This window comes from Microvirga sp. 17 mud 1-3 (genome assembly GCF_003151255.1).
Classification (GTDB): domain Bacteria; phylum Pseudomonadota; class Alphaproteobacteria; order Rhizobiales; family Beijerinckiaceae; genus Microvirga.
The window spans coordinates 3,616,385-3,635,129 of sequence record NZ_CP029481.1 but is presented as its reverse complement, the minus strand read 5'-3'; the positions used below and the strand labels follow the sequence as shown (position 1 = coordinate 3,635,129).

Genomic DNA, 18,745 nt, shown 5'->3' with positions numbered 1-18,745 from the left:
GGCCTTCAGAGCCCGCCGCATGGCCGGGACCGGAGGAACACGTGCGGAGTGGCGGATTGCGTCGAGTGACGATCATGGTGGCAGGCGGCCTCGCCCTCGGCCTCGCGGCCGCGGAGGCCCGCGCCGCCGACCTTCCGCCGGCGCCCATCCTGGACGATTCCGACGAGCCCGTCAGCGCCGGCTGGTACCTGCGCGGCGATATCGGCCTCGACGAGCCTGTGCTGCGCCATGGGCGCGATCTGGGAACGGCGGCCACACCGCCCCTCGCGAAGGCCCGCTTCGAGCGGGAAGGGAGCATCGGCGCCGGAATCGGCTATCACATGGCGCCCTGGCTGCGGACCGACATCACGGTCGATCACCGGTTCGGTGGATCCTACAAAGGCAGCCGCTTCGGCGCCTCGAACCTTGCCTTCGACCGGGCGGATTTCCAGGCCACGACCTTTCTCCTCAACGCCTATATCGACCTGCCCCTGTGGAGTCGCGTGACCCCTTATCTCGGGGCCGGCATAGGCGTCAGTCTCAACCGGTTCGAGGAGGCGCAGCGCCTCTTCCCGGCCGATGCGGTTCCGCTGGCCTCTCACACGAAATCCGCTCTCGCCTGGGCGCTCACGGGCGGTGTCGCGTTCGACCTGACGGACCACCTCAAGCTCGATCTCGCCTATCGCTACACGCATCTGGGCTGGGCGCGCAGCGAGCCGGACGGATTCGCCCCCCCCTTACGGGCCCGCAGCATCGGCACTCACGAGCTGCGCCTGGGGGCTCGCTACACTTTCAACTAGACACACGCCGCGCAGGCGAGGGGCATACGCTCCTGCGCCTCGCGTAAGACCGGAGGCGGAAGCCTCACTCGGCCGGATGCGCGGGCGGGCGCGGTTCGGCCGGGCCGATATCCTCCCCATGGGCCTTCAGGCCGGTCTGTTCGCGCAGCTTGTCGATCAGCTCGCTCACATAGGTGGCGGGCTTGGTGTAGCCGCCGAGGAGCAGGTAGATCGCCGGCACCACGAGGACCGTGAGCAGGGTCGACAGGGTGACGCCGCCCACGATCACAGTGCCGATGGCATTGCGGGCCTCCGCACCGGCGCCCGATGACCAGGCCAGCGGGATCGCGCCGCCGATCATGGCGATGGAGGTCATCAGGATCGGGCGCAGGCGCAGCACGGAGGCCTCGATCACCGCGTCCCGCACCGAGTAGCCGCGCTCGCGCAGCTGGTTCGAGAACTCGACGATCAGGATGCCGTTCTTGGTCATCAGGCCGATGAGCAGGATCATGCCGATCTGGCTGTAGATGTTGAGGGACTGACCCGTCAGCGCGAGCGCCGCCAAACCGCCCGTGACGGCGAGCGGCACGGTCAGCATGATGATGAACGGGTTGATCCAGCTCTCGAACTGGGCTGCCAGCACCAGGAACACCACCAGCAGCGCCATGCCGAACGTGACATAGATGGCGCTGGAAGATTCCCGGAAATCCTTGGACTGGCCCGCATAGCCGATGCGCGCCTCCGCCGGCAGGTTGTCGTGGACGATCTGCTCGAGGACCGCAAGCGCCTCCCCGATGGACGTGCCGGGCCGCAGGGCCGACTGGATGGTGATCGAGCGCAGGCGGTCGAACCGGTTGAGGGTCTGCGGCGCGGCCGATTCGGTCAGCGATACGAAGGACGAGAGGGGAACGAGATCGCCGTTCGCGGCCCGGATGAAGGTGTTCGTCAGGTCGTTCGGCGTGGCGCGGTCCTGCGGGCGGCCCCGCATGATCACCGGATATTCCTCGCCGCGGCTGATGAAGGTCGAGATTTCCGTCTCGCCGAAGACGAGCTCCAGCGTGCGGCCGATATCCTGCACCGACACGCCGAGGTCGGCCGCGCGGGACCGGTCGATCTGCACGCGGATATCGGGCTGGGATTCCTTGTAGTCGGAATCCATGTTGAGGAAGAGGCCGGTCTCCTGCGCCTTCTGGATCACGATGTCTCGCCAATCGCGCAGGGTGCTGTAATCCGGTCCGCCGAGCACGAACTGGATCGGCTGCGCAGTGCCGCGCTGGCCGAGGGAGCCGGGATTGACCGGGAAGGCGCGGGCGCCCGGGAAGTTCGTGATCTTCCGGGAGAGTTCCTGCGTCAGCTCCTGCTGCTTGAACGAGCGCTCGTCCCAGGGCGCGAGGCGGACAATGATGATGCCCTCGTTCACGGGCGAGGGGCGCGCATAGCCGGGCGCGACCTGGCTCGTGATCGACGCGATGATGCCCTTCTCCTGATAGGGCAGGAGCTCGCGCTCCACTTCCTTCACGCGCTCGCGGGTGTAGTCGAGGCTCGCTCCCTCGGGCGCGCTGATGCGCACGATGATCGCGCCGCGATCCTCCGTGGGGGCGAATTCCTGCGGGATCATCTTGAACAGGCCATAGGCCGACAGGGACACGGCGACGCCCATGGCCAGGATGACGAGCGGCGCCTTCAGGGCGCCGGACAGCAGGCGCCGGTAGACGTTGTTCATGCCCGTGAAGAAGGGCTCGGTCATGAGCTGGATGCGCCCATGGGCCGGCACCATCAGCTTGGAGCAGAGCATGGGCGTGAGCGTCCGTGCCACGACGCCCGAGAAGAAGATCGCGGCCGCGAGCGTGATGGCGAATTCGCGGAAGAGCTTGCCGGTGTTGCCGGTCATGAAGGCGAGCGGCACGAACACGGCCATGAGGGTCGCCGTGGTGGCGATCACCGCGAAGCCGATTTCCCGCGCGCCGTCGAAGGAGGCGAGAAGCGGCGGCTGGCCCTCCTCGATGCGGCGGTGGACATTCTCGATCTCGACGATGGCGTCGTCCACCACGATGCCGATGGCGAGCACGACGGCGAGCAGGGTGAGAACGTTCACGGACGCGTTGAAGAAGCTCATCACCATGAAGGCCGCGATGATCGAGACCGGGATCGCCACCATGGCGACGATGGTGGAGCGCCAGTCGCGCAGGAAGAGCAGGATCACCAGGATCACGAGGATAAGGCCCTCGACGAGGGTGTGCAGCACGCCCTCGATGGAGGCGCTGATGAAGCGGCTCTCGTCGTAGGAAATCGCCGTCGTGGTGCCGGGCGGCAGGGAGCTCTTCAGCTCCTCGAGTTCGGCGCGCACGCTGTCCGCCACCGAGAGGGTGTTGGCGGTGGATTGGCGCACGATGCCGAGGCCCATGGCGGTCTTGCCGCTCTCGTAGAACTCGAAGCGCGTATCCTGCGCACCGACCTCGACCCGGGCGACCTCGCCGAGGCGCACCAGATAGCCGTTCTTGTTCGAGACGATGAGCTGCTCGAATTCCTGCGGAGTGGAGAGGCGGGAATCCGTCTTCACGGTGAATTCACGCTGCTCCGACTCGATGCGCCCGCCGGGCAGCTCCACGTTCTGGCGCTTGATGGCGGCTTCGAGATCCTGCGCCGTGAGCCCGCGGGCCGCGAGGGCGGCCCGGTCGATCCAAAGGCGCATCGCATAGCGCCGCTCGCCCGCGATATAGACGTTGGCGACGCCGGGCACGGTGGAGAGGCGGTCCACATAGACCCGCTTCAGGAAGTCGCTCAGCTCCAGGGCATCGTAGGTCGAGGATATGACGCTGATCCACATGATCGCGGACGCATCGTCGTCGACCTTGCGGATGACCGGCTGCTCGGCGCCGTCCGGCAGGCGCCCCACGACGCGGAACACGGCGTCGCGCACGTCCGAGGTCGCGCCTTCGGGGTCGCGGGACACGGCGAACTCGATGGAGACGGAGGAGCGGTCGTTCCGGCTCTGCGAGCGGATCTGGGTAATGCCCTCGATGCCCGCCACCGCCCCTTCGATCACCTCGGTGACGCGGCTTTCGATGACCTCGTTCGACGCGCCGCGATAGATCGTCGAGACCGAGACGATCGGCTTGTCCACGCTCGGATATTCGCGCACCGGCAAGTTCATCAGCGACGCGAGGCCGCCGACGACGAGCAGCATGCTGACCACGATGGCGAAGACGGGGCGACGGATGAAAAGGTCTGAAACCTGCATGGTCCTACGAGGTCCGAAGAGGGCCGGGGCCACTCAAACGTGAATGGGTCGCCCCGAGGTACGGGGCGGCCGGGTCCGATCAGTTCCGCTCGGCGGCTGACGCGCTGCTGATGGCGGTCGGCAGGTTGAGCGAGCTGCGCGACGGCTGTTCACGGTTCGCCGCCGGCGCCTGGTCGGCCGGCTGCTGGGGCGCCGAACCGAGAGGGCGGGCGATCACCTCGAGGCCCGGGCGCACGCGCTGGACGCCGAGGACCACGATGGTCTCGCCGGCCTGCAGGCCCTCCAGGATTTCGGCCTTGCCGTTCTGGCGCTGGCCGAGCTTGATGACCCGACGCTCCACCTTGCCGTCCTTCACCGGATAGACGATCTGGCGCAGGCCCTCGCTGACGATGGCTTCCTCGGGCACGACGACGGCGTCGTCCTTGACGGTGACTTCCAGCGCGACGGCCAGGAACATGCCGGGCTTGAGCGCCTCGTCGGGATTGTCGAACTCGGCCGTCAGCCGCACCGTGCGGGTGGTCTGGTCGATCCTCGTGTCGATGGTCGAGACGGTGCCCTTGAAGACCCGGTCCCTATAAGCGGCCGAGGTGGCGTTCACGGTCTGGCCGGGCTTGAGGCGCCCGAGGAGGTTCTCCGGAACCGCGAAATCCAGCCGGATGCGGGACAGGTCGTCCAGGGACGTGATGCGGGTGCCGGGCGAGATATAGGCCCCGAGCGACACGGCGCGGGTGCCGACGCGGCCCGCGAAGGGGGCGCGGATCGTCAGATCCTCGAGCCGGGCTTCCGCAGCCTTCCGCTGGGCCTGGGCGGAGGCGATGGAGCCTTCCAGGGATTTGGACTGGGCCGTCAGGTCCTCCACCTGGGCCGTGGTGCCGGCGCCGGTGCGGTTGAGCGCCTGAGCACGCTCGAGCTTGATCGCGATCTCGTTGCGGAGCGCCACGGCCCGGTTTGCCTCGGCGACGGCCTGCTCGATCTCGGCCTTGCGCTCGGCCGCATCCAGCTGGACCAGCATGTCGCCGGCCTTGACCTTCTGGCCTTCCTCGAAGCCGATCTCGCTGATCACGCCGGCGATCTTGGCCGTGACCGTGATGGATTCATAGGCACGCACCGTGCCGACCGACTCGCGAGTCTCGACGATCCGGCCGGTTTGCACCGTGCCCACATCGACCGTCGGCGGGCCCGAGGGACCGCGCCTGCCACGCCCGGCCGGCCCCGCCGGCTCTCCGGCTTTCGCGAAATAGCCGCCGATGACCGGCGCCTTCGCGAGGTGGCCGCCCTGATAGGCGTACCAGCCGCCATAACCCGCTGCCCCCAGCACGGCGATGACGGCGAGCTGACGTGACACACGCATGCTCGCTCCTTGAAACTTTTTGTGTCGGAGTTCCTAGCACAAATTAGGCCAGACAAAGCGAACATACCGCAGGCCGCACGAGATTTTGTATTACGATTTCGTAATCTGACGCTCCCCCGAAAGTCTGTTGCCCGCCCAGCCTGCCGCCAGCACAAGCTTGACAATGTTCCTGATACGTTCTAACGTTATAGCATATTTTGGAGTGTTGGAATTGCTTTATGTCTTTCATCCCCTCGCGGACGCAGGAAATCCTGAAAGCCCGCTATGCGCTCGACGCCGCCCGGCTGGAGCTGAGATCCCTTCGCGTCATCCTGGCTTTACGGCGGTTCAACCCGGCGCAAGCCCGCGTTCCGGCAGGGCGGCCCGGTGGCGGCCAATGGACGGATGGGGGCTCGGCCCGCATCGCGCGGATATCAGCCCGTCGTCCGAGAAGTGGCGGAACCCGCGTCATCCGCGGCCAGGCTTACGAAACGACGCCGGCGCAGGAAGTGCGCCTCGATGTTTCGTCGGCCCGAGCCCGCGCGCTGGTGCAGGAAGTGCAGAGACACGATCCGAGCTGGCGCCCGAGGCCGAGCATCTAAGAGGGTGTCGAGGGAGAGATCCTGGCGAACGAATCCGCAGCCTCACAGGCAGCGGCCCGGCTGAGGGAATTGAACAGGCCGGAGCCTGTCCGGGGCCCGATGGAGGAAATCCTTATGCCCAACGGACAGCATGTCGGGATGCAGCACAGGAGCACAGACGAAACGACACGTACGGTGTCTCCTGCGGAATTCAACAACCTGCTCGAGGCTCTGACACCGGGCTCGCAGAGCCTTCAGCCGCCTGTGGGATATAGAGGTCTTTGGTATCGGCGCCCGGACGGAAACATCTTTGGTGTGAGACGAAGCGAGAACCATGGCATCACGATTGATGTCATTCAGAATGAGCATCCCGATATTCGCAATGGATAGAAGTTACATCAGAAATGACGACGGAACCTAGACACTTGCGGTATGGCCACCCTATGAGCGAATGGATCAAGATGGTGGCCAACGAATTGCCGATCGATGCGGTCGGTATGTGGCAGATCGTGCCGGGCGGTCGCCATGGCTTCGGCTTCGAAGGTGAGGCGCTGACCGACTATGTCCGGCGCTGCATCGCCGAGCTGCTGTCGCGCGGCGCGGTGCCGGTCGTGGGTGGCGGCCTGGAGGGCGAGCATGAATGGATCGCCCAGCCGCAATATGGATCGAAGCCGGACGAGATCATCGAGAATGTGGTGCGCGAGTGGCTCGCCAACGGTGCCAAGGACGAGGATCCCGGCGGCCTGTGGTTCGCGCTGCCCCGCATGTGCGAGACGCGCTGGAAGTGATGGTGCGGCCGGTCTTTCGCGGCAGGCCGGGATGATCGTCCGTCCGGGGTGGCGCCGAATTGTCTTGACGGGCCGGGCCCGCTCCCCCATACCTGTCGGCGGGACACCTCTCCCCAACGAGAGGCGCCCATCTGTAAGGATGGAATGACATGACAGATCTGCCCGCCGCGCGCCCTCGCGCGCCTTTCTTTTCGTCCGGCCCGTGCGCGAAGCGCCCCGGATGGTCCCTCCAAAATCTGAACACCGACGCTCTCGGCCGCTCGCATCGCGCCAAGATCGGCAAGGCGCGCCTGAAGCGTGCCATCGATCTGACCCGCGAAGTGCTGGAGGTCCCGGCCGATTACCGCATCGGCATCGTCCCCGCCTCCGACACGGGCGCGGTCGAGATGGCCCTGTGGTCGCTCCTCGGCGCCCGGCCGGTGGACATGCTGGCCTGGGAAAGCTTCGGCGAGGGCTGGGTCACGGATGTGGTCAAGCAGCTCAAGCTGGACGATGCCCGCGTCATCACGGCGCCTTACGGCGAACTTCCCGATCTCGCGACGGTCGACACCCGGACCCGCGACGTGGTCTTCACCTGGAACGGCACCACCTCCGGCGTGCGCGTGCCGAATGCGGACTGGATCGCGGCGGACCGCGAGGGCCTGACCATCTGCGACGCCACCTCGGCGGCCTTCGCCCAGAAGCTCGATTTCGCCAAGCTCGACGTGGTCACCTTCTCCTGGCAGAAGGTGCTCGGCGGCGAGGCGGCACACGGCATGCTGATCCTCTCGCCCCGCGCGGTCGAGCGGCTCGAAACCTATAAGCCCGCCTGGCCGCTGCCGAAGATCTTCCGCATGACCAAGGGCGGCAAGCTCATCGAGGGCATCTTCGAGGGCGAGACCATCAACACCCCGTCCATGCTCTGCGTGGAGGATTATATCGACGCGCTCGAATGGGCGAAGGGCGTCGGCGGCCTGAACGGCCTTGTGGCCAAGGCCGATTCCAACGCGAAGGTGATCCTCGACTGGGTCGCCCGCACGCCCTGGATCGCCAATCTCGCCAAGGTCCCGGCCACAGCCTCTAACACCAGCGTGTGCCTCGTCGTATCCGATCCGGACGTGGTCGGACAAGGCCCCGAGGCCGTGGCGCAGGTCGCCAAGGGCATCGCGGCCGCGCTCGACAAGGAGGGCGTCGCCTTCGACATCGGCGCCTATCGCGATGCACCTCCCGGCCTCCGCATCTGGTGCGGCGCGACCGTGGAAGCCTCCGACCTCCAGGCCCTGACGCCCTGGCTCGACTGGGCCTTCGCGCAGGAAAAGGCAAAGCTCGCGAAAGCGGCTTGATTCATGCGTCATCCCGGATGCGGCAAAGCCGCGATCCGGGATCGCTCTTCCCAGCCAGACTCATTTCAACGATCCCGGCTCGCGCTGCGCTTTTCCCGGGATGACGTGACCGGTGCAATCCCATGACCAAACCCCGCGTACTCATTTCCGATGCCCTCTCGCCCGCCGCCGTGCAGATCTTCAAGGATCGCGGCATCGAGGTGGATTTCCAGCCGGATCTCGGCAAGGACAAGGACAAGCTCGCCGCCGTGATCGGCGAGTATGACGGCCTTGCGATCCGCTCCGCCACCAAGGTCACGGCCAAGATCCTCGAGCAGGCCAAGAACCTGAAGGTGATCGGCCGCGCCGGCATCGGCGTCGACAATGTCGAGATTCCCGCCGCGACCGCGAAGGGCATCATCGTCATGAACACGCCCTTCGGCAATTCGATCACCACGGCCGAGCACGCCATCGCGATGATGTTCGCGCTCGCACGCCAGATCCCGCAGGCCGACGTTTCGACCCAGGCCGGCAAGTGGGAGAAGAACCGCTTCATGGGCGTGGAGCTCACCGGCAAGGTGCTCGGCGTCATCGGCTGCGGCAATATCGGCTCCATCGTGGCGGAGCGCGGCATCGGCCTGCGCATGCGAGTCATCGCCTACGATCCGTTCCTGTCGCCGGAGCGCGCTGTGGAGCTCGGAGTCGAGAAGGTCGAGCTCGACGACCTTCTGCGCCGTGCCGACGTGATCACCCTGCACGTGCCGATGACGGAGAAGACGAAGAACATCCTCTCGGCCGAGAACATCGCCAAGACCAAGAAGGGCGTGCGCATCATCAACTGCGCCCGCGGCGGCCTCGTGGACGAGGTGGCCCTGCGCGCTGCACTCGATTCCGGCCACGTGGCCGGTGCCGCCTTCGATGTGTTCACGCAGGAACCGGCGACCGAGAACCCGCTCTTCGGGCATCCGAACGTGGTCTGCACGCCGCATCTCGGCGCCGCCACCACAGAGGCGCAGGAGAACGTGGCGCTCCAGGTCGCCGAGCAGATGTCCGACTACCTGCTCCAGGGCGCGATCCAGAACGCCGTGAACTTCCCGTCGATCACGGCCGAGGAGGCGCCGCGCCTGAAGCCCTTCGTGGCGCTTGCCGAGAAGCTCGGCTCGTTCCTGGGCCAGCTCACGGAAGCGCCCATCAAGGGCATCCGCATCGAATACGAGGGCGACGTGGCGGAGATGAACACCCGCGCGCTCACCTCGGCGGCGGTCACCGGCGTGCTGCGTCCCTTCCTGCAGGACATCAACATGGTGTCGGCCCCCGTCGTGGCCCGCGAGCGCGGCATCACGGTGGAAGAGGTCAAGCGCGAGAACGCCGTGCGTGATTACGAGAGCTTCGTACGCATCGTGGTCGTCGCGGAGGATACGTCGCGCCATGCGGGCGGCACCGTGTTCCAGGACGGCAAGCCCCGCGTCACGGAGATCCGCGACATCGCCGTGGATGCGGAATTCGCGCCGCACATGATCTATGTGCGCAACGACGACAAGCCCGGCTTCATCGGCCGCTTCGGGACGCTGCTCGGCGAGTCCGGCGTCAACGTGGCGACGTTCGCGCTCGGCCGCGACAAGCCGGGCGGCGATGCCATCTGCTTCGTCTCGGTTGACCAGCCGGTCAGCGACGAGCTCCTGCGCAAGATCGAGGAGATCCCTCAGGTCAAGCGCGCCCGCTCCGTGCGGTTCTGAAGCCACACCGTCATTCCGGGACGGCCTTTGGGGCCGGGCCCGGAACCCAGAACCGCTAACGATGCAGGACAATGCGGAGCGGCTTCCGCAACGCCCTATTCTGAACCACTAGTGTTTATGGGTTCCGGGCTCCGCTGACGCGGCCCCGGAATGACGGAGGAATGTCCCGTAACGGCAGCGTCGTGCCTAGGACTTCCGCTCCGCGAGCCAGATGCCGCCGAGCACGAGGATGAGGCCGAGTGCGTGGTAGAACGCGAAGGGCTCGCCGAGGAGAAGGACCGCCAGCAGGGCGCCAAAGACCGGCACAAGGTTCACGAACAGGCCCGCCCGGGCCGGGCCGATCAGTTCCACGCCGCGGATGAAGAAGAGCTGGGCGAGGAGCGATGGCAGGAAGGCCACATAGGCCAGCACCAGCCAGCCCTTGAGGGTCGGCCACTGAACGGTGCCGCTGGCGATCTCGATTGCCAAAAGGGGCAGGGTGCTCAGGAACGCCACGATGGCGAGCGCCGTGAAGAACACCAGCCCCGGCACGGCGGGGCGATGCCTCAGCCCCAGGGTGTAGCCCGCATAGAACAGGCAGGCGATCAGCATCCAGACGTCACCGATGTTCAGCGCCAGGGTCCGCAGGATCTCGAAATCCGCCTTCACCGAGACGATGATCACGCCGACCACCGTCACGATCATGCCGAGGATCTGAAGGGGCAGGATGGGCGCACGGAAGAACAGGACGGTGCCCAGCAGCACCAGGACCGGGATCGCCCCCTGGAAAATCGTGAGGTTGACGGCGCTTGTGTGATGGGCGGCCGCATAGAACAGGGCGTTGAAGGCCGTGAAGCCGAAGACCCCCATGAGGATAACGAAGAGCCAGCTTCGCCGGATCACGGGCCACTCGGTAACGAGCCTGCGGCCGAAAAGGGGGAACAGGATGCAGACCACCAGCACCCAGCGCAGGCAGGTCAGCACCATGGGCGAGACCTCGCCCACCGCGAGGCGCCCCGCGATGGCGTTGCCGCCCCAGAACAGGGCCGTGATGGCCAGGAGCAGATAGGCCTGCCCGAAGAGCCCCTTCCAGAGGGATTGCAGGAATTTCATGGGGCGCAGTCCCTCCGGGCGCTTGCCGCCATGCACCATTCGGCTAAACCGGCGCGGCAGGGAGGCTTCGTCAAGTCATGGGCTTAAGATTTCTGGTCGTCGAGGGCAATACGCGGGACGCAAGGCAGACCCACCGGGAAACCTATGGACTCATGCCTTCCGAGTCCTATGCGGCCGTGCTGCAGGGCATCGCGCCCGATTCGGTCTGCGACCTGGCCTTCCCGGCGGACGAAGGCGCGAACCTTCCGGATGCCGCAGGCCTCGAATCCTATGACGGCGTCGTTCTGACGGGCTCCCATCTCAACATCTACGACCGCACCCCCGACATCCTGCGCCAGATCGACCTCATGCGGGCGATCTATGCCTCGGGCACGCCGAGCTTCGGGTCCTGCTGGGGCCTCCAGGTGGCGGCCGTCGCGGCCGAGGGGGATGTCCGCCCCAACCCGTCCGGCCGCGAGGTCGGCTTCGCCCGCAGGCTGGTGCCGACCCAGGCAGGCCAGGGGCACCCCATGCTCGCGGGCCGGCCGGCAGCCTATGACGCGCCGGCGATCCACCTCGACATGGTGACGGCCCCGCCGGCCGGATGCACGATCCTGGCCTCCAACGCGGTGTCGTTCGTCCAGGCGGCCGAGATCACCGCCGGGGGCGGCACGTTCTGGGGCGTCCAGTACCACCCGGAATTCAGCTTAGGCGAACTGGCCGTCATCCTCGGGCGGCGCACCGGGATCCTGGTCGGGGAGGGGTTCTGCCGCACGGCAGAGGAGGCGGCCGCCTACGTGGCCGACCTCAAGGCCCTCGAGGCGCAGCCGGACCGGCTCGACCTGGCCTGGCGACACGGCCTGGACCAGGAGGTGCTCGACCCCGAACGCCGCACCCGCGAGATCCGCAACTTCATCACCCACCGGGTCCGCCCCGAGAAAAGCGCCCGCGGCCGGGCGTGAGCGGCCCGAAAAGGGCGGAGGGCCTCATTCCGGCTTGACCTCGCGGCCTCGATCCACCATGAGAGTTTGCAAGGTTTTTCCACCCCAAACCCTGGCCTTGCGCCGGGGTTTTTTCATGCGAGGGTTAAGAGCGATGGCGAACGTGGTTGTCGTGGGCGCCCAGTGGGGCGACGAGGGCAAGGGCAAGATCGTCGACTGGCTGTCCGAGCAGGCCGATGTGGTCGTGCGGTTCCAGGGCGGCCACAATGCCGGCCACACCCTCGTGATCGGCGACAAGGTCTACAAGCTCTCGCTCCTGCCCTCCGGCGTCGTGCGCCCCAACAAGCTCTCGGTCATCGGCAACGGCGTCGTGCTCGACCCTCATGCCCTTGCGGCCGAGGTTGAGCGCCTGGCCGAGCAGGGGGTGGCGATCACCCGCCAGAACCTGCGCATCGCCGAGAACGCGACCCTCATCCTGTCCATCCATCGCGAGCTCGATGCGCTGCGCGAAAGCGGCAGCGCCGGCACCAAGATCGGCACCACCAAGCGGGGTATCGGCCCGGCCTATGAGGACAAGGCGGGCCGCCGCGCCATCCGCCTCATGGATCTCGCCGATCTGAGCACCCTGCCGGAGAAGATCGAGCGCCTGCTCGCCCATCACAACGCCCTGCGGCGCGGCTTCAACCTGCCGGAATTCGAGCCCAAGGCGATCTACGACGAACTCGCTTCCGTCGCCGACAAGGTCCTGCCTTACATGGATGCGGTTTGGCGGCTCCTCGACGAGGAGCGCCGGGCCGGCAAGCGCATCCTGTTCGAAGGCGCGCAGGGCGCGCTTCTCGACGTGGATCACGGCACCTATCCGTTCGTCACCTCGTCCAACACGGTCGCCGGCCAGGCGGCCACGGGCTCCGGCCTCGGCCCGGGCGCGGTCGGTTATGTGCTCGGCATCGCCAAGGCCTACACGACCCGGGTCGGCGAGGGGCCGTTCCCGACCGAGCTCTTCGACGAGACCGGCGAGCTGATCGGCCAGAAGGGCAAGGAATTCGGCGTGGTGACAGGCCGCAAGCGCCGCTGCGGCTGGTTCGACGCGACTCTGGTGCGCCAGACCGTGCGCACGTCGGGCATCGACGGCATCGCGCTCACCAAGCTCGACATCCTCGACGGTTTCGACACGATCAAGATCGGCGTCGGCTATCGCCTCGACGGAGAGACCATCGACTACTTCCCGGCGAGCCAGGGTGCTCAAGCCAGGGTGGAGCCGATCTACGAGGAGATGGAGGGCTGGAGCGGCTCCACGGCCGGCGCGCGCTCCTGGGCTGACCTGCCGGCGCAGGCGATCAAATATGTCCGTCGCGTCGAGGAGCTGATCGGCGCGCCCGTGGCGGTGCTCTCCACCTCGCCCGAGCGCGACGACACAATCCTCATGAAGAACCCCTTTGAGGGTTGACGGCGGGCGCGCTCCGGGTCATTCCGAGGGCAAATGGCAGATTATTACCCCCTGATTGCCCGAGCCGTCGAAGGCTTGTCGGACCAGACGCCCGAGATGCGGCGCGCCGTCTACGAGCGCGCACGCACGGCCCTGGTCGCCCAGTTGCGTTCCTTGGATCCGCCTCTCTCGGACGCGGATATCCAAAAGGAAAGCCGCTCCCTCGACGATGCCATCCTCCGGGTGGAGGCTGATTTCTCCGCCAAGGATTTCGACTTCGATCCCGCGTCTTTGGCCGACGCCCAGAACGAGGGCGGTCCGCACCGTCCCGAGCCTCCAGCGGTGGTGCCGCTCTCGGCGCCCGCCGCCTTCGCCCGTGACGGCGACGAGCCCGCGGAGCCCGAGAGTGCCGCTTCCGACGCGGCGGCACGGCCGCGGGTCGAGACCCGTCCGCATCCCGGCATGCAGGGCGGCAAGCGGGGCAGGACGATCGTCCTCGGCACCGTTCTGGCCCTCGTCATCGCGGCCATTGCGGCCTTCGCGTTCCTGTGGCGGGACAAGCCCGAGGACCTGACGCCTCAAACCCCGGTTGCGGAGGCGCCCCAGTCCCAGCCTGAGGCCGCCAAGAACACCGAGCGCGTCGGTGCGCCCGCGGCGACGCCTGCTCCGGCGCCGGCGCCGGCGCGGCAGGAGATCGGCGTCGCCCAGCGCGCCGTGCTCTATGAAGAGGATCCGGCCAATCCGCAGGCGCCGAAGGCGCAGACGGGCCGCGTCGTCTGGCGCCTGGAGGACATCAATCCCGGCCAGGGCCAGCCCCTTCAGCGGGCCGTGACGGCCAATGTGGATATCCCCGATGCCGGGCTCACCATGAAGATGGTGCTGCGCCGCAACCTCGACGCGACGCTTCCGGCCTCGCACACGGTAGAGATTTCCTTCACGACCCGCGCGGGCGACAGCGGCCGGGTGATCCGTGACGTGGGCCTGCTCCAGTTCAAGGACGAGGAGGCGGCGCGCGGAACTCCGGTGGCCGGCCTGCCGGTACCGGTGCGGGAGAACCTCTTCCTGATCGGCCTCTCGAACCTGTCGGGCGATGTCGAGCGCAACACCGAGCTCTTCGTGCGGCGCAACTGGATCGACCTGCCGGTCCGGATGGCGTCCGGACAGCGGGCCATCCTCAGCTTCGAGAAGGGCGCCTCCGGGGCCCAGGTGCTCAACAGCGCCTTCAGCCAGTGGCAATAAAAAAGCCGCGGTGATGCCGCGGCTCCTTTACGTCATGCCGGGAGAGCGTCAGTGCGCCTCCTCGGTGGGCGCCTCGATCCTGGCCAGGTTCTTCTTCACGGCTTCCTGAACCTTCTCGAAGGCGCGCACCTCGATCTGGCGCACACGCTCCCGAGAGACGCCGAACTCGGTCGACAGCTCTTCCAGGGTGATCGGGTCGTCGGACAGGCGCCGGGCCTCGAAGATGCGACGCTCGCGGGGATTGAGCACCGAGAGCGCGCTGCGCAGGGCCGAGAGCCGGTTCTGGCCCTCTTCTTCCTTCACAAGCAGCTGCTCCTGGCTCTCGCTGTTGTCCACGAGCCAGTCCTGCCACTCGCCTTCGCCTTCCTCGCGCAAGGGAGCGTTGAGGGAGGCATCGCCGCCGAGGCGGCGGTTCATATCCACCACGTCCTGCTCGTTGACGCCGAGCTGGGTGGCGATCTGCTTCACCTGGTCGGGATGCAGGTCACCCTCGTCCAGGGCCGAGATGCGGCCCTTGGCCTTGCGCAGGTTGAAGAACAGCTTCTTCTGGTTCGCCGTGGTGCCCATCTTCACGAGGGACCAGGAACGCAGGATGTATTCTTGAATCGCGGCTTTGATCCACCACATGGCATATGTGGCGAGGCGGAAGCCTTTCTCGGGCTCGAAGCGCTTGACGGCCTGCATCAGGCCGACATTGCCTTCGGACACGACTTCGCTGATCGGCAGGCCGTAGCCGCGGTATCCCATGGCGATCTTCGCCACGAGACGCAGGTGGGATGTTACGAGCTTGTGAGCGGCTTCGCGGTCGCCATGCTCGCGCCAGCGCTTGGCGAGCATGTATTCCTCATGCGGCTCGAGCATGGGGAATCGGCGGATCTCGTCGAGATAGCGCGAAAGGCCCCCTTCATTGGCAAGCACTGGAAGCGCTGCAGCCATATCGATCTCCTTCTTTGGTCCCCTTTTTAAGACGAGGCAGACCTGAAGCGGCCCCCATGGTTAGCCGGCCGCCTATCGCTATATAGACGGTCGAACCTTGTCAGAACAGAGGCAGTAGGGTTTCAGGAGGTGACAACGCGCGGCCGGCGCAAGGGTGCCACCCTGGCGTATTTTTGCGACGCATTGACGCTTGTCCGGCGCGTCCTGGCCTAGGCTTTTCTAGTGCCGCAGAGCCTCCAGGAGCGTCGCCATCTCGGCCGGGAGCGGGCTTTCGAAGCGCAGGAATTCGCCCGTGACGGGATGCTCGAAGCCGAGCACGGCCGCGTGTAAAGCCTGGCGTCCGAGGGCCTCCAGCGCCGCTTTCTGAGGCTCTGACAGGCGGTTAGCCTTGGTCTTGAACCCGGAGCCGTAAAGCTGGTCGCCCAGGAGCGGATGGCCGAGATGGGCCATGTGCACCCGGATCTGATGGGTGCGCCCGGTCTCCAGGTAGCAGCGCAGGAGGCACGCAACCGGGGCCCCGGCCGGCAGGGTCTCCAGCACCTCGTAATGGGTGATGGCGTAGCGCCCGCGCTCCTCCGGCACGACGACGATCTTCTCGCGATTGTGAACACCGCGCGCCAGCGGCGCCTCCACGGTGCCGTGCGGGCGGGCCGGCAGACCCCAGGCGAGGGCGAGGTAAGCCCGCTCCAGGGGACCTGTGCGGCCGTGATCGGCGAATTGCGCCGCAAGTCCCTGGTGGGCCCGGTCGTTCTTGGCGACCACGAGCAGGCCCGACGTGTCCTTGTCGAGGCGGTGGACGATGCCGGGCCGCCGGACGCCGCCGATGCCCGACAGGCTCTCGCCGCAATGGGCGATGAGCGCATTGACGAGGGTGCCCGATTCATGGCCGGCCGCCGGATGGACCACGAGCCCGGCCGGCTTGTCGATGACGATGAGGTCGTCATCCTCATAGACGACCGTCAGCGCAATGCTCTCACCCTGCGGCTCCGCCGGAGCCGGAGGCGGGACGTCGAGGCCGATCCGCACTCCGCCGGCGATCCGGTGGTTGGGGTCGAGGACGGGCTTTCCGTCCACCTCGACCCGGCCCTCGCGGATGAGCGCCTGCAGGCGGCTGCGCGACAGATCGCCGGCGAGCTGCGCCAGCACCCGGTCGAGCCGCTCGGCCGGCGCTCCGTCCTCCCGGACCCATTCCATTCGCGTTTCGCCGCTCACCGCATCCTCATCCATGTCCTAATCGATCCTCCTCTTCGCTTTTTTGCACGAAGGGGCTTGAAGGGTTTCACGGAGCTGGTTATACGAGCGGCCTTCGCCTTGCTAGCTCCCTTCGTCTAGCGGTCTAGGACGTCGCCCTCTCACGGCGAAAACAGGGGTTCGAGTCCCCTAGGGAGCGCCAAAGGTTCGATAAGGCCTTTGATTGCCTTAACCTCCTCAGTTATCAAGCATTCTCGGCTCAACCTGTCACACAAAGGTGTCACACATGAGCGGGGAACTCATGCCGAAAGACGCGTACCTTTACCGGCGGGGAAAGGGCGGCAACTATTATCTCAACATGCGGGTTCCAACCGACATTGTCGCGGCCTATGGCGGCGATAAGGTCTTTGTAAGCCTTGGCACGCGCAATCGGGATGAAGCCCGGCGGCAGCGAAATCTGCGGCTTGCCGAACTAGAGGCGCATTTCGATGAGTTGCGCCGGACGGGAAAGGCCAAGCTGAGCCTTCAAGACAAATTGTCCAGACAAGCCTTCTCACGCGTCTCTCAGACCGAGCTTGAGCGGATGGCAGTCGGATATTTCAAGGACGTATTTGAGCCAATTGCTGTTGATCGGCCAACTGAAGAGATCGATAGAGGCGAGCTTATTGATGAGTGGACCGACGCCCTCTCCCGTCTACAGGATCGGGATAAAGAGCAGTGGGCGGAAAGCGTCCAAGGGGCAGCCGATCATATCTTGATGCAGGCTGGGTGGCCGAAGAAGTTCGAGAAAGCGGGTGTCATTCAGCGGGTGCTGCCAACCGTGGATGTCGATAGGACGAGCGATCAATATCGTGAGTTCACTCGGTTGGTGAGGCGGGCCGCCATTGAGGGGAGCCGTCTGGCCCTGTGCGAACTGAACGGACAGCCCTTCATCCCTCAGGACCCCTTATTTGCTCCTGGTTCTCGACCAACCGCGCAGGATCAGCACGGCCCACGCCTCTCAGAGGCACTGGCGTCTTGGCGTAGTGGCTCAGGGGCGCGGGGTAGTAAGCGCCCGCGCGAATTAACCGCAAAGGAAGCTGAGACTGCGGTCCGGCAATTCATCGAGCTTCATGGCGATCTCCATATCGGAGAAATGACGAAGCGACGGGTGAAGGAATACAGTGACGCCCTGGTTCGTATCCCAGCGCGTCTGCCCACAAAACTTGCAAAGTTGACGGTGCCGGAACTGCTCAAACAAGACCTGAGCGTCTACCCGCCCCGTACTGCGGGCACCATCAATAAGTCGTTTCAGTTGCTCTCAGCCATCATCGAGGCAGCAAAAAAGGAAAGCGATCTCGAAGAGGCAGCCGGTTGGCCCAACTACTTCCCAAGCGTCAAGATCGCATCTGACAGCACCGCCGAAGAGGGCCGTCTTCCGTTTAGTTCCGACGAACTGCGCATGATCTTTGTCAATGGGCCTGTGCATGGATCGGGCAAGCGGTTCCGAGGTGGCCAAGGCGAAGCGCAATTTTGGCTGCCCCTCCTAGCCTTGTTCACGGGAGCGCGTCTCGCCGAGTTAGCTCAACTCCGCGTTTGCGACATCCATGTCGATAGATCAGGTCTAGCTTATCTCGATATTGCCACGTCCGGTGGGCGCACCGTGAAAACCAGGACCAGCATCAGGAAGCTGCCTATCCATTCGGAGCTTCGTCGCCTTGGCTTTTTGGAATACATCGAGGGTGTTCGAGTGGCCAGCAGCAACGAAAACCGCGATCTCTGGCCAGAGGTGCAATCTGCAAAGGGAAGAGCGCGATCGGCTGCCTTCTCACAGTGGTTTAATGGTTATCTCAGGAGCAAGGCTGTTGGCATTCAGGACCCTAGAAAGGTGTTCCATTCGTTCCGGCATCTGTTCAAAGATATGTGCCGGGATGCAGGGCTGTCAGAGGATGTTCATGACGCTCTGACAGGGCATGGTGCTGGGTCGAGTGTCGGACGAAGATATGGGGCGGGTCACTCTGTTGCTCGTCTTGCCACAGAACTGAACAAGGTCGTGGCTCCTGTTGACCTATCGCATCTCCCAAGGGAGCCCAGGGGATAGGTAATTAGGTACCGCCTCGCTTAAGGCTGAACTCACAGAAACAAACTTGAGGGTTCCAGGGTTATCCTGGGGCAAGGGCTGTCGCGGCCTGCGGAGGCCTTATTGCTAAGTTTGCGTCTTCTCAGT

14 protein-coding genes and 1 tRNA gene are annotated in these 18,745 nt (G+C 65.7%); 10 read left to right on the top strand and 5 right to left on the bottom strand.

Features of this window, described 5'->3' with window-relative positions:
• Window positions 1-74 precede the first annotated feature (74 nt).
• Window positions 75-779, top strand: coding sequence for an outer membrane protein (locus C4E04_RS17075; RefSeq protein WP_245416345.1), 705 nt, complete (start codon window positions 75-77; stop codon window positions 777-779).
• Window positions 780-843: 64 nt separating this feature from the next.
• Here C4E04_RS17075 and C4E04_RS17070 read toward each other — a convergent pair whose 3' ends face one another.
• Both C4E04_RS17070 and C4E04_RS17065 read right to left on the bottom strand, forming a co-directional pair.
• On the bottom strand, window positions 844-3,999 hold the full coding sequence (locus C4E04_RS17070) for an efflux RND transporter permease subunit (protein WP_109599317.1): 3,156 nt from the start codon (window positions 3,997-3,999) through the stop codon (window positions 844-846).
• Window positions 4,000-4,078: 79 nt separating this feature from the next.
• Entirely contained in the window at window positions 4,079-5,350 is a 1,272-nt protein-coding gene (locus tag C4E04_RS17065; RefSeq protein ID WP_109599315.1) for an efflux RND transporter periplasmic adaptor subunit, read from the bottom strand.
• Window positions 5,351-5,568: 218 nt separating this feature from the next.
• Here C4E04_RS17065 and C4E04_RS21495 point away from each other — a divergent pair, with 218 nt between their 5' ends.
• The 4 genes from C4E04_RS21495 (at window position 5,569) to serA (ending at window position 9,735) form a co-directional block, all read left to right on the top strand.
• Complete coding sequence (locus C4E04_RS21495; protein ID WP_245416137.1) at window positions 5,569-5,931, top strand: hypothetical protein; 363 nt, start codon at window positions 5,569-5,571, stop codon at window positions 5,929-5,931.
• A gap of 422 nt (window positions 5,932-6,353) precedes the next feature.
• On the top strand, window positions 6,354-6,698 hold the full coding sequence (locus C4E04_RS17055; protein ID WP_245416136.1) for a hypothetical protein: 345 nt from the start codon (window positions 6,354-6,356) through the stop codon (window positions 6,696-6,698).
• 149 nt (window positions 6,699-6,847) lie between these two features.
• On the top strand, window positions 6,848-8,020 hold the full coding sequence (locus C4E04_RS17050) for a phosphoserine transaminase (RefSeq protein WP_109599311.1): 1,173 nt from the start codon (window positions 6,848-6,850) through the stop codon (window positions 8,018-8,020).
• 122 nt (window positions 8,021-8,142) lie between these two features.
• Entirely contained in the window at window positions 8,143-9,735 is a 1,593-nt protein-coding gene (gene serA / locus C4E04_RS17045; protein WP_109599309.1) for a phosphoglycerate dehydrogenase, read from the top strand.
• Window positions 9,736-9,921: 186 nt separating this feature from the next.
• Here serA and C4E04_RS17040 read toward each other — a convergent pair whose 3' ends face one another.
• Complete coding sequence (locus tag C4E04_RS17040) at window positions 9,922-10,827, bottom strand: DMT family transporter (RefSeq protein WP_109601233.1); 906 nt, start codon at window positions 10,825-10,827, stop codon at window positions 9,922-9,924.
• A 77-nt stretch (window positions 10,828-10,904) separates the two neighbouring features.
• Here C4E04_RS17040 and C4E04_RS17035 point away from each other — a divergent pair, with 77 nt between their 5' ends.
• From C4E04_RS17035 to C4E04_RS17025, 3 genes are all read left to right on the top strand, one after another.
• A complete protein-coding gene (locus C4E04_RS17035; RefSeq protein ID WP_109599308.1) occupies window positions 10,905-11,768 on the top strand; it encodes a type 1 glutamine amidotransferase in 864 nt (287 codons plus the stop codon).
• A gap of 133 nt (window positions 11,769-11,901) precedes the next feature.
• Window positions 11,902-13,194, top strand: coding sequence for an adenylosuccinate synthase (locus C4E04_RS17030; protein ID WP_109599305.1), 1,293 nt, complete (start codon window positions 11,902-11,904; stop codon window positions 13,192-13,194).
• Between the two features lie 33 nt (window positions 13,195-13,227).
• Window positions 13,228-14,412: a histidine kinase gene (locus C4E04_RS17025; protein ID WP_109599303.1), complete on the top strand. Its 1,185-nt coding sequence runs from the start codon at window positions 13,228-13,230 to the stop codon at window positions 14,410-14,412.
• Between the two features lie 48 nt (window positions 14,413-14,460).
• Here the strand turns inward: C4E04_RS17025 and rpoH are convergent, their stop codons facing one another.
• Together rpoH and C4E04_RS17015 are read right to left on the bottom strand one after the other, a co-directional pair.
• On the bottom strand, window positions 14,461-15,348 hold the full coding sequence (rpoH, locus tag C4E04_RS17020) for an RNA polymerase sigma factor RpoH (protein WP_109599301.1): 888 nt from the start codon (window positions 15,346-15,348) through the stop codon (window positions 14,461-14,463).
• A gap of 219 nt (window positions 15,349-15,567) precedes the next feature.
• On the bottom strand, window positions 15,568-16,575 hold the full coding sequence (locus tag C4E04_RS17015) for an RluA family pseudouridine synthase (RefSeq protein ID WP_109599299.1): 1,008 nt from the start codon (window positions 16,573-16,575) through the stop codon (window positions 15,568-15,570).
• 90 nt (window positions 16,576-16,665) lie between these two features.
• Between C4E04_RS17015 and C4E04_RS17010 the strand changes: the two genes are divergently transcribed.
• A tRNA-Glu gene (locus tag C4E04_RS17010) sits at window positions 16,666-16,741 on the top strand.
• 84 nt (window positions 16,742-16,825) lie between these two features.
• On the top strand, window positions 16,826-18,619 hold the full coding sequence (locus tag C4E04_RS17005; protein WP_109599297.1) for a site-specific integrase: 1,794 nt from the start codon (window positions 16,826-16,828) through the stop codon (window positions 18,617-18,619).
• Window positions 18,620-18,745: the final 126 nt, after the last annotated feature.